Source organism: Cysteiniphilum sp. 19S12-1, from assembly GCF_052030685.1.
Classification (GTDB): domain Bacteria; phylum Pseudomonadota; class Gammaproteobacteria; order Francisellales; family Francisellaceae; genus Caedibacter.
In genome coordinates, this window is record NZ_JBQAJM010000006.1 from 34,742 (window position 1) to 47,018 (window position 12,277).

Sequence of the window (12,277 nt, forward strand, 5' to 3'; positions counted from 1 at the left end):
ATTATCATTTTATCTCCACCGTTTTAGGCAGATTATTACATGATTTAGTATAGTCTTGGATGAGATGACTCACATTCAACCCCACATTAAAACTATTCTCACTATCACTATTGCTATTAGCATCATTCTCCAACGTCTTTCTCTCTACTATTTTTTTTACATTACTTTCTGTGAGAGCAGAATAATCTTTATCACCCTTATTTCCACTCTTTACACTGTCGGTACTAGACAAATTATTGGAGCGACCTGTACTTTTTACATCATCTAATAATTTATTATGATCTTTATTATTAACTTGCTGGTCATAAGAATAAACTGCTTCAGCAACCAATTTAAGATTACAAATAATCGGATCATTCTTATTTAAACCTAAAGAGACACCTCGATTTTGTAGCGCTTCAAGTTGATCCTGATACTTTAAAATTTTACCTAAAATGTCTGAAGAAGATTCTGTTGATTCTTTTGCTACTACCGCCCTTGTGTAATTGAATTGCAACATTAATATTTCCTTAGATGTTTTGGCACACTCTGTGTAGAAATCATCTAAAGCACTTTGCTTTTCGAGCTTAGCCTTATTATCTTCAAGAAGATTGTGTTCGCTTTTTAGATTGTTAAGACTTACGCAAATGTTATCTTTAGTTTTTTCATAATTTTGCAAGAGATCCCCATAAATTTTAGTTTTCTCTTCAAACTCGAATTTTTTGTCATCTAGCTGACTACTTTTAAGCGTTAATTCACCTATATTGCCTTTAATTCGATCAATTTCTTTTTGTTTTTCATCTAAAGCGACTTGATCGTCTTTTAGCCTATTTAAACCATCAGTAAGTTGCTTCTGCTGCATTAAATTTTCATTTATTTTTCCTTGAAGATCAGATAAGTTTTTTTTGCTCAGATTATTTTCTTGCACTGTCAAAGGTTCAATCGTTAATTCTTGCTTTGGCAAAAGATTTGCTCTAGCTTCTAGTTGACCTTTAATTTGACCATACTCAAACTTCAATTGGTCGTTCCTAGCATGATCATCTTCGATTGTTACAGTCTTCTGAAAAATTTTGTTGTCTGTCATTTTTTCAACACGCTCTACAGCTACTTTTGTGGCAAACTTCCTCAAATCATCATCAAGATCTAATGACTCAAGCTGCAAACTCAGGTAACTTTTTACATCTTCAGCTAAATAACGATTAATTAGATTGCTTCTAACCTTCTTAGGCAAATAGCTATTACTCCGTGCTAGCTTTGTTTCTACTGCACTTGAAATTGACTTCAATAAGTTTTTGAATTCTGACATTTCATCTATATTTTTATTACTGACAATTGCACGAAGTGCAGCTGCTTTTAAATCTTTGGCACATGAATCATCCCACATATTCTCCAACTGTTGCCATGCCTGATTCCTAATCAACGACTGTTGTGCTTGCTCGTTATTTTTAGATACAAACTGATAATCCTGTTGCTTATACCATTCACCATCTGGTGAAGATTCAGAATTATACCCTTGCATATCTGATAACGAGACCCTTAATTTAGCTAAATCTGAAATGAAAACACCATAGGCATAACTTTGAGTTTCTTTATCTAATGATTTAGAATGCGCTATAAAATCAATGATAATCATTCGCTCAAATAACTGCTCCCTCAAGGTCTGCTTTTCAAGTTCATTTAGAGTTCTTTTACCTTTTGCCGCTTCTAAAAGTTTATCGCTCACAGTAAAGTTTGTAGTTAATTGATCTTTATAAGCCTTATATTCACCACTTAATTCATAGTACTCTATAATTTCACTATTAGTTAATGAGTCATTTTCAAATTTTATTTTGAATTCATCTTGTGTAAGTTTTGACATAGTTGTTTCCTTTTTTGTATTTAAACTGAAAATTCACCATATTGGTCAGTAAATTATCAATAATTTTATCCCAAAACACAAAGCCTCAAATATGTCACTAAAAGCTTATAGATTAAAGGGTCAAGAGTAATTTAAAATGATCTTAGCATGTCAAAATCGATATCATTTTATGCATAAAAATACATTTTGATACGCAAAATTAGTCATCATTTTTAACTCAAACGGAAACCGTGTGATGCACACCCCATTTGATAGATCCTTCAAATACTGGATAGCCTGAGCTTAAGGAAATATTAGCAACAGTCGACAGAGTGTGTAATTTCCTACCAACAACCAATAGTCCACCATTGATGGTCAATTGACTATACAAGCTCGTGGGGCTGACAATACTCATCTTAACCCCCATGTCCTTAAACTCAAGGTAAAATGGCGAATACAACTGTAAAGTGCTTGTTGGATTAGGAACCTCTGTAATCCGCCAATGCCATCCATCTTCTCCTTGTGAATACTGGGTTGTCCATTGCCCTTTAATCTCATAGGTTAACACGATTGAGTTATCTTCTGCATTATGATAGATGTGTAATTGACAATTGTAACTATGCGTTGACGTTTGATCTTTTTGCTCAATAATCTCATAGGCGCACACTGAATCTTTTTTAGGGACAAAGAATGACATTTGATTAACCGTCAGCACATTGCCTTGGTCTTTGAGCTGTGTTTTTAATCGATAGTTTGCATAACTTACATCAACGAAGGAAAGTACTTTAATTAATCCGATCAACCCAATAACAACTATACAATAGTGTTTCATGCTTTACACTGCCTGTTTTGCGATGTCATCCTTAAGTAGAAACCTTAGCACAAACATAAAATAAAGTAGTTACACAAGATGTATCAAAGATGCACCTTATCATTAACTTTTATACTCGATTATCTAGTTTTTGAAACAGCATGCTTAAATCAATGGCACTACCTTTAGGAGGATCACTAACCATCCATGGCAGCTCCGCATTGGATCCTCACGCCATCCTGGCTCAGGATGACAAGAAAAGAGGTGGCTCAGGATGACGCCTTTTGTCATTGCGAGCAGGATGCGTGGCAATCCATTTGTGTCATGGAAGACAATAAACGATAACGGAGTCAGGATTAATTTCCGTCACTCAGCTCAAGCAGACTTTCTTGCCATGCTCTAGATAGCAAATATCACCCGTTCGTAAATGATTCGTTGTTTTTGGCGTATTAATACGTTGATAATAATGAGCACTTGTCGGCGATTGATAAATAACTTTGACATCATCTGGTAATGATTGCTCGGGTGACACAACAATGTAACCAATATAATTATCATGCTTTTCTACAGCTTCAACTACGGCTTGTGCTGAGCCTAATACCAAGGGAGAACAAAACCCTAAGGGTGACGAAAATTGGGCTTGGGCACGTGTGCGTGTAATATAAGAAGTATCAACACCCAGTGCATTATAGAATATCGAGTTGATATTTCTATCGGTTTGTTCAATGGTTGTCACATTCGTGCTATTAAGATGATTGCTATAAGTGTACAACGCAAGCAGCGACTGTGGCGTTAATTGCTTTTCTGGAAAATCTTTATTTGCTATCACCAGCAATTGTGCAAAACAACTATTAAATAGCAAGGTTACTGTAAACATTACCATTAGTACAAAGCGACACCACTGCAAAACGAAGTATTTACCGTGCTTGAGCATTGCTTGGCAGTTATCGCCCTTATTAAAATGAGTTGGTTTGATGCTTTTTCTCATTGACTGATTACTTACGCTTTCTTCATTTGTGCTAGCATACATGAATTAATATAAATGCAGCTAAATTAAAATATCGTTTTGACATACAACCCATGCGAAAACTGACGACGCCAAGGTCGAAACAAGACATTATCACAACTGAGTTTTTCACTACGAACCGCACTTAATATATCAACAGCGTAATGCTTTGAAGGTTCATAGTCACTATATAATTCGACATCAAAATAACGACACCACTTACGCACGGTGGTTTCTTTGTAGCCCGTTAGCTCAGCAACATCACGATACGTCATATTGCGATAAGAAAAAATAGCCAGTACTTCATCTATCGGTTTTTTATATCTTTTTAAAATATAGTCCCTAAAACTATCCGCATATTGATTGGCCATATTAATGCTCCTATTTTATCTAACAGTCCATGAATAACATAACCTGCATTTTCAACGAAATATTAATTTTGACAACGGTTTGAGGTAGGTCATTTGATATAAATACTTGCCTTTTGTTGTCACTTTTATACCTTACACAGAATTAAAAGCACACGTTAACGACAGTAAAAGTGCTGGCTGTGATAATTTAATATTTCTTCCTGTAAGACCTAGAAAACACTGCATTTACTGACACTATATGCCAGCAAATATATCATTTCATTATTTCCTTTGCTTAGATTGAAATCATTTTATTGATATCTTGGCGCCTGTCACTCAAAACAAAAAACAATTAAAGTAGAGGTTACTCAATGAATTACAATAAATCAAAAATATCACTATTGATCGCTGCCAACCTGATCACCATCGCGCCTATTTACGCGCATACTTTTAATCTAGGACAGGTCGGTGTTGATATCAGTGGTTTTGCGTCAACCGGTATGACGACAAGCACTAGCTCCACACCTTATGCTATGCCAGGACATGGCACAATTGACAATCATCCTAATTTTGCAACACCTTCATTATTAGGTTTACAATTATCCGCTGATTTAGGCAGTGGCTTTAGCGCGGTTGGTCAAGTGGTTGCCAATGGTGATAGTACCAATGGTCATAATGCCTTTAACCTGACAACACCATGGCTTTATCTGGCTTATAAAGTCAATTCGAATTTGCGTGTTAGCGCTGGACGTATGCAACTACCCTCTTACATGTACTCGCAACAAATCGATGTAGGTTACAGCTATCCTTATGCTTTTTTACCCAATGAAGTTTATCGCATTATTCCTTTTTATTCATTCAATGGCGTCAAGGCAGATTATACGATTAATTTAAATCAAAATTGGCAGCTGACATTATCCCCTTTTTACGGTCAAAACGATTTTAAATACGATGCGATGATGCGCCTTGCACCAACCTTACAAGATAAAATCACCTTAGCTGGCAAAGCCTATAATCTCATTGGTTCAAGTGTTGATTTAAATAATGGCAGTTTTAGTCTACATGGCGCTTATCTATACAGTAAGGTTGATGTATCAGCCACAGTCAATGGTCAAACCAATAATAAAAATGGCATTAACGCCCAATTTTTAAGCTTAGGCTCTAGTTGGAATATTCACAATCTAATGCTCAGCGCTGAAGTCGCTTATCGCAAAGCAGATCCAATGGCATCTTTACTTGGTGAATATATGACTATTGGTTATAACACCGACAATTGGTTACCGTATATTAGCATTGCTAATTTACACACAACCAATAGTGACACACTGAACAACCCCAAAAATTGGCCAACTGAAATTCCAGAAAATCAAACAACGTTATCCGTTGGCTTAAATCGTTATATTGCACAGAACATTGTCTTGAAAGGCGAATATAGTTACATTATGCCACACAATGGGCAATCAGGATTATTCTACGGTATTCCTAACGGCAACGTCAGCATGCTAACACTATCTGCTAGTGTTGTATTTTAACGTGCTTTCGCATAAATTTATTTCTTTTTGTTATTTAAACAATCCTTACATTCGATATACAGTACTGAGCTATGCTCAACAAGTTTGCCTCCTAACTCCTCTACCGCTTTAACCTGTCTGGCTTCAATCACATGATCAACAAATTCTTCTACCTTGTGGCATTTGACACAAATCATATGATCGTGATGGTCATCCGAATCAAGCTCATATACCGCTTGCTCACGCCCAAGGTTTAGGCGCTGCAACAATCCAGCTGACTCAAACTGCGCCAACACGCGATAAACCGTTGCAATTCCAATATCTTCTTCTTTTTCTTTAACGATTCTATACACATCATCGGCAGATAAATGGCGCTGCTCTGATTCTTCAAAAATGCGTAATATTTTTAATCTTTGTTGCGTAATCTTTAATCCCGCCTGTTTTAGATCTTCTTTTCCTAATGACATTTGTATATAACAACTCATTAAATTCATCAATGCTCGACATTCTAACCTGATCATTTAGATAAATGAAGAAGTCACTAACCTAAAATTTTCGGCTAAGACTAAAAATGTTCCCCCATAAGTGCTCACCGTACCCTGAGCGTAAGTCGAAGCCATTATATACCGCGCTCTTCGACTGTGCTCAAGAGACGGTTAACACTTCGTACTTGTGAGAAATCAAACCGTCACACTTGCTTTTTTGCATCTTGAATCATTACCATAAGCATCATCTTGAGATAAATTGATAAGGCATTTATGCTGAACTACAAAGACTTGCGCGAATTTTTAGATCACTTAGAGGAAATGGGTGAGCTAAAACGCGTCAAACAAGAAGTATCACCTTTTCTGGAGATGACCGAGATTTCATCCCGCGTACTTCATAATAAAGGACCTGCCCTTTTATTTGAAAACCCTAAAAATCATGATATGCCAGTATTAACCAACTTATTTGGCACTGAAAAACGCATTGCATTGGCACTTGGTGCTGAGGATGTCAGCCAACTGCGCGAAATTGGTAAACTTCTCGCGTATTTAAAAGAACCCGAACCACCAAAAGGTCTTAAAGATGCTTGGGATAAAATGCCTATTTTAAAACAAGTCTTAAAGATGTCACCTAAAGTAATCAAAAGTGCGCCGTGTCGTGAGGTAATCATTAACAAAGATGATATCGATTTCTATCAAATGCCCATACAAACCTGTTGGCCTGGAGATATTGCTCCTCTTGTGACATGGGGATTAACCATCACCAATAGTATTCGGAAAGAGCGCTTAAATCTAGGCATTTATCGCCAACAAGTCATTGGTAAGAATCGCCTTATTATGCGTTGGCTTCATCATCGTGGAGGTGCGCTTGATTACCAAGCTTGGTGCAAAGCAAATCCCGAGAAGCCTTTCCCAGTGTGCGTTGCATTGGGAGCAGATCCTGCGACTACTTTAGGAGCAGTAACCCCCATTCCCGATACGCTCTCTGAATATGCTTTTGCCGGATTATTGCGAGGTAGCAAAACGGAACTCACCCCTTCGATCCTCCATGGTGAAGATATTATGGTACCGGCGCATGCTGAGATCATTTTAGAGGGCTTTATATATCCTAATGATATCGCCGAGGAAGGGCCCTTTGGCGATCACACCGGTTATTATAATGAAGTTGAAAAATTCCCTGTATTCACAGTTGAGAAAATCACCCATCGCAAAAATCCTATTTATCACAGCACCTACACTGGACGCCCGCCAGATGAACCGGCTATTTTGGGTGTTGCCTTTAATGAGATATTCGTGCCCATCATTCAAAAGCAATTTCCTGAAATCGTGGATTTTTATCTACCACCTGAGGGCTGTTCTTATCGCTTGGCAGTTGTCAGTATCAAAAAACAATACCCAGGACACGCCAAGCGCGTAATGATGGGTGTTTGGTCATTCTTACGTCAATTCATGTATACCAAGTTTGTGATTATCGTTGATGAGGACATCAACACACGATCTTGGGAGGATGTGATCTGGGCAATTACCACACGCATGGACCCGACAAGAGACACAACACTAATTGATAATACACCGATTGATTATTTGGATTTTGCCTCGCCTGTGGCAAGCTTAGGCTCAAAAATGGGGCTGGATGCTACCAATAAACTCCCCGGTGAGACAACGCGCGAATGGGGTGAGGTGATCACCATGCGTCAAGATATTGTTGATAAAGTTGATGCTATTTGGGCGGATTTAGGATTTTAGTTCATTCACAATTTTTACAACTTTCTATCTGAAGTATTTTTTGCTAACCTATCCAGACTTTGAGTTTACTTTAAAAGTCTATGCCTATTTTTTTTCAGCGTATTTACGCATGGTTTGTACACTTATTTACCGCCAGTGGTGCTGTTTTCTCAGTACTTGCTTTAACCAGCTCAGCACAAGCCTATGCCGCTAAGTTACTAGGAAACCATCTTGATTATATCCATTATTTAAAACTTTCTTTCCTCTATGTCGTCATTGCGATTTTAATCGATGCTGCTGATGGCACGTTAGCACGTCGCGTTGACATTAAAAAGTTGGCACCTTTAGATGGTGGCTTATTAGATAATATTATCGATTTCACTAATTATGCCGTTATTCCTGCTGTATGGGTTTATATCACCGATGTGGTACCTGATGGCTTTAAAACACTCGCTCTTATTTTGATCATGCTCGCTTCATGCTATCAATTTTGTCAAATTGATGCCAAAACCAAAGATCATTTCTTTAAGGGCTTTCCAAGTTATTGGAATCTCGCGATTTATTATCTGATTTATTTCCAATTCTCAGGCACCACCAACTTTGTTATTATTATCGCGTTAACTATTTTGACCTTTGTGCCGATTAAATATATCTACCCATCACGTATGAATTATCTAAGCAAGCGTAAATCCATTATTTCATTGATGTTTATTTACACCCTCATATGGGGGGCAGCAACGATTGCATCAGCACTTATCTGGCCAGTTTCCAATACCCTTTTGACTTGGACGATTGTTAGTTATATTTTGGTGTATTTTCTATTTAGTCTTTATCGAACCTTAAAGCCGTTGCGCTAGTTGTAGATATAATATAGTTTCACTTCCCCTCACCCGCATAGCAAGCTATGCGACCTCTCCCGCAAGGGGAGAGGTAAATAACGCTTAGCCAACGAGCGGGAATCGGTAATATTGCCATAGCAAATTTTAGGTTTTAAAACAGATAAGTGCATTGCACTGTTTGAGTGCAACGAGTTTGCAAAGCACCTGTTTTAAAAGCGTTAAGAAATTTGTGAGGCTAGCGTTTTTGCCTACTTTTGGGGCAATGCCAAAAGGTTGAGCAGGATTTAAAAAACTGCTACTGCAAGTTTTTTCTGCGAAACACCCGTAACACGGATTGTGCAGAGCCGCTTTTCAAAAATGTATGGAACCTTTTGCAGAAAAGTCACATCAGCTGTGAAACAGCGGTGAAGAAAAATAAAATAAAATTTAAGCAACACAGAAAGTACTAGGCGTATGCAATACGCCGCTCAAAAAAAATCTATAAAATACTGCACCTGTGATATATACTCCCAGCCAATTTCAAATACCACTTTATCACTCAAGCACATGCTTAAACATAATCGAATTATTATTGCGTTATCCGGTGCCACCGGCATTGAATATGCTGTCAGAATGCTTAAAGTTCTAAAAAACCAAGGTATTGAAACGCATTTAATCGTATCAAAGCCTGCCGAGATGACGCGTGAATACGAAACAGCGTATCGCTCACAAGAGATTAAATCTTTAGCACATAGCTGTTATGCTAATGCTGATATTGGCGCCAAAATTGCCAGTGGTTCATACCCAACGGATGGCATGATCATCATTCCATCATCCACCAAGACATTGGCTGAAATCGCCAGTGGCATTGGAGATTCGTTAATTGCGCGTGCGGCGGATGTGGTACTAAAAGAGCGTCGTAAGCTCATCATTTGCTTAAGAGAAACGCCCCTTAGCTTAATACACATTGAAAATATGCAAAAAGCAACATTAGCAGGCGCAATTATTATGCCACCTGTACCTGCTTTTTATCACAAACCGCAAACGCTTGATGACATTATCGATGACTTTGTTTATCGTACACTCGATGTTTTTGGGCTAAATTTACCACAAATGAAACAATGGCAAGGATAAAAGGATAATAAACATGCATCAAAACCTTAAATATTTTTACAGTGCTTTTTTCATCACGATCGTCGGCATCATTGCTGCCATCATGCTTGAACCAACACACAAACTTTATGCACTTTATTTGATTTTGGTATTATCTCTTTTGGAGATTTCATTAAGTTTTGACAATGCCGTGGTCAACGCGAAAGTACTCTCAAAAATGCCTAAGAAATGGCAAAAAATATTTATCTGGATTGGTTTGCCAATCGCTGTATTTGGCATGCGTTTAATCTTCCCCATCCTTTTAGTCAGTGTGACGACAAGCCTATCTTTCCTTGATGTCTTCAAACTTGCCACCAATGATCCTGCGGCTTATCAACATGCCTTAGAGCTTGGCTTTCCGACGATTTGCGCGTTTGGTGGCGGCTTTCTGATTATGGTTTTCTTAAAGTTTTTTGTTGCTGAGAAGCATGAACTGCATTGGATCCCTGCCATTGAGGAGAATAAATTTATTAGCCTTATTCGTCACTACCCGGGTGGTTATATCATCTTTGCTTTGATTATTGGCTTTATCGTTATTTACAATGCAGATAGCAATCAAGGTGGCACACTGGCACTTGCTTTTTTAATGGGGCTAATGGTGCACGAGGCATTAGGTATTTTAAATCATGCCTTTGGTAGTAACATGACCGGAAAAGTCATGCAAAACGGTTTAATGGGCTTTTTATATCTTGAAGTGTTAGATGCATCATTTAGTTTTGATGGTGTTATTGGCGCCTTTGCCATTTCAACCAATATTTTCATTATCATGATTGGTTTGGGTATTGGTGCGATGTATGTACGCTCACTGACGATTTTCTTTGTTAAGCATCAAACGCTAACTAAATTTCGTTATCTTGAGCACGGTGCGCATTATGCCATTGGCTTTTTAGCAGTTGTGATGTTTATCAAGATCTATACCCATGTACCAGAATGGTTAACAGGAACTGTTGGGATTGGTTTGATTATTATAGCGTTCATTCACTCAAATATCGCTAATAAACGCTCGAAATAACCTCTTGGTAATGAATCAAGAATAAGTTGCACTTTAATTTCCCCCTCACCCGCGCAGCTTAATGCTGCACGAGCAATCCCACAAGGGGAGAGGTGCTAGCTGATGCAACTTATTCATACATCGTTACTTACTTTATTAACAACATTGCCCAAAGACAACATCCAACTCGCGCACGGCTTTGACATCATCCACACGTTTTACCGGTTGCGTTAGTGGCGCTTGTTTCATCTTCTCAGGATTCGTTCGTGCTAGCTCACGAATTTCAATCATCGCATTAACAAACTGATCCATTTGCTCGCGCGTTTCTGTCTCAGTCGGCTCAATCAACAAACATTCAGGCACTAACAAAGGGAAATACATCGTAGGCGCATGCATATCATGATCTAAAAGCTGCTTAGCAAAATCATTGGCATTCACACCATAGGCTTTTTTCTCGGGAGCTAATGAAACAATAAACTCATGTGACGCGCGACGATCAGGTAATGCAATAGTAAAACCTGCTAACTTCAAACGTGCCATCATATAGTTGGCATTTAAAGTGGCTATTTCTGACGCCTTTGTTAAACCATTACCACCTAATGTTTTAAGGTAAACATACGCGCGAATTAATACACCGATATTTCCCATAAAGGCATGCATCGCACCAATGGTTTCAGGAATGACCTCTTTGCCTTTGATACGATAAACACCATCTTCTTTGACAATCGTTGGTATCGGCAAATAAGGCAACAAACGCTTATTCACAGCAATTGGCCCACCTCCTGGCCCTCCACCACCGTGCGGTGTTGCAAAGGTTTTGTGAACATTCATATGCATTACATCAAAGCCCATTTTGCCTGGTTTGGCTTTACCCATAATTGCATTTAAATTCGCGCCATCATAATACAAAAGCCCGCCTGCCTCATGGACAAGCTTAGCCACCTGTTCGATATCACGTTCAAATACGCCCATCGTTGACGGATTGGTTAACATGATCCCTGCCGTATTAGGTCCTAGGACTTTCTTTAATGCCTCAATATCAATATCACCTGTTTTAAGTGATGTTGGGATTTCAATCACTTTGCATCCTGCCATCACCGCGGTTGCCGGATTGGTGCCATGGGCAGCATCCGGCACAATGATTTCATTGCGATGTGCTTGACCATTAGCAATATGATAGGCTCTTATCATCTGTACACCGGCAAACTCACCTTGGGCTCCTGCGCAAGGTACAAGTGACACCCCATCCATCCCTGTGAGCTCTGCTAATATCTCCTGTAACTCATAGAGCATCTCTAAAAGACCTTGTTGTGTTAGCTCATCTTGATATGGATGAATATTTAATATTGATGGATTAAATGCACACTTTAATGCAATACGCGGATTGTATTTCATTGTACATGAACCCAGTGGGTAGAACTGCGTATCAATTGAGAAATTTTTTTGCGATAACTTGGTGAAATGGCGTAATACTTCAAGCTCGCCCATCTCTGGTAATAACGGTTTATCATCACGCAAATGCTTTTGATCAAAAAAGATTGCATCTGAAACTGCCCATTTTTGTGAATTTGCCCTGCGATTTTCTGCTGATTTTTCAAAACTAACTGTCATT

The 12,277-nt window shown here is 38.4% G+C and carries 11 protein-coding genes; 5 read left to right on the forward strand and 6 right to left on the reverse strand.

Annotated features, from left to right (window positions below):
- Window positions 1-4: 4 nt before the first annotated feature.
- From ACTS4L_RS03075 to ACTS4L_RS03090, 4 genes are all read right to left on the reverse strand, one after another.
- On the reverse strand, window positions 5-1,837 hold the full coding sequence (locus tag ACTS4L_RS03075) for a hypothetical protein (RefSeq protein ID WP_440615200.1): 1,833 nt from the start codon (window positions 1,835-1,837) through the stop codon (window positions 5-7).
- Between the two features lie 217 nt (window positions 1,838-2,054).
- Window positions 2,055-2,648: a hypothetical protein gene (locus ACTS4L_RS03080; protein ID WP_440615201.1), complete on the reverse strand. Its 594-nt coding sequence runs from the start codon at window positions 2,646-2,648 to the stop codon at window positions 2,055-2,057.
- A 349-nt stretch (window positions 2,649-2,997) separates the two neighbouring features.
- Complete coding sequence (locus ACTS4L_RS03085; RefSeq protein ID WP_440651696.1) at window positions 2,998-3,504, reverse strand: hypothetical protein; 507 nt, start codon at window positions 3,502-3,504, stop codon at window positions 2,998-3,000.
- A 176-nt stretch (window positions 3,505-3,680) separates the two neighbouring features.
- Complete coding sequence (locus tag ACTS4L_RS03090) at window positions 3,681-4,004, reverse strand: hypothetical protein (RefSeq protein WP_440615203.1); 324 nt, start codon at window positions 4,002-4,004, stop codon at window positions 3,681-3,683.
- A gap of 350 nt (window positions 4,005-4,354) precedes the next feature.
- On the opposite strand from ACTS4L_RS03090, the gene ACTS4L_RS03095 reads away from it, so the two are divergent.
- The gene (locus tag ACTS4L_RS03095) at window positions 4,355-5,515 is read left to right on the forward strand and encodes a hypothetical protein (protein WP_440615204.1); all 1,161 of its coding nucleotides are present in this window, start codon (window positions 4,355-4,357) and stop codon (window positions 5,513-5,515) included.
- 17 nt (window positions 5,516-5,532) lie between these two features.
- Here the strand turns inward: ACTS4L_RS03095 and fur are convergent, their stop codons facing one another.
- Complete coding sequence (gene fur / locus ACTS4L_RS03100; RefSeq protein ID WP_440615326.1) at window positions 5,533-5,961, reverse strand: ferric iron uptake transcriptional regulator; 429 nt, start codon at window positions 5,959-5,961, stop codon at window positions 5,533-5,535.
- 294 nt (window positions 5,962-6,255) lie between these two features.
- Between fur and ubiD the strand changes: the two genes are divergently transcribed.
- From ubiD to ACTS4L_RS03120, 4 genes are all read left to right on the forward strand, one after another.
- The gene (gene ubiD, locus ACTS4L_RS03105) at window positions 6,256-7,725 is read left to right on the forward strand and encodes a 4-hydroxy-3-polyprenylbenzoate decarboxylase (RefSeq protein WP_440615327.1); all 1,470 of its coding nucleotides are present in this window, start codon (window positions 6,256-6,258) and stop codon (window positions 7,723-7,725) included.
- Between the two features lie 80 nt (window positions 7,726-7,805).
- Window positions 7,806-8,561, forward strand: coding sequence for a CDP-alcohol phosphatidyltransferase family protein (locus ACTS4L_RS03110; protein WP_440615205.1), 756 nt, complete (start codon window positions 7,806-7,808; stop codon window positions 8,559-8,561).
- A 528-nt stretch (window positions 8,562-9,089) separates the two neighbouring features.
- Entirely contained in the window at window positions 9,090-9,656 is a 567-nt protein-coding gene (locus ACTS4L_RS03115; protein ID WP_440615206.1) for a UbiX family flavin prenyltransferase, read from the forward strand.
- Between the two features lie 13 nt (window positions 9,657-9,669).
- On the forward strand, window positions 9,670-10,686 hold the full coding sequence (locus tag ACTS4L_RS03120; RefSeq protein ID WP_440615207.1) for a DUF475 domain-containing protein: 1,017 nt from the start codon (window positions 9,670-9,672) through the stop codon (window positions 10,684-10,686).
- Window positions 10,687-10,821: 135 nt separating this feature from the next.
- Here the strand turns inward: ACTS4L_RS03120 and gcvPB are convergent, their stop codons facing one another.
- Entirely contained in the window at window positions 10,822-12,276 is a 1,455-nt protein-coding gene (gene gcvPB, locus ACTS4L_RS03125; RefSeq protein ID WP_440615208.1) for an aminomethyl-transferring glycine dehydrogenase subunit GcvPB, read from the reverse strand.
- Window position 12,277: the final 1 nt, after the last annotated feature.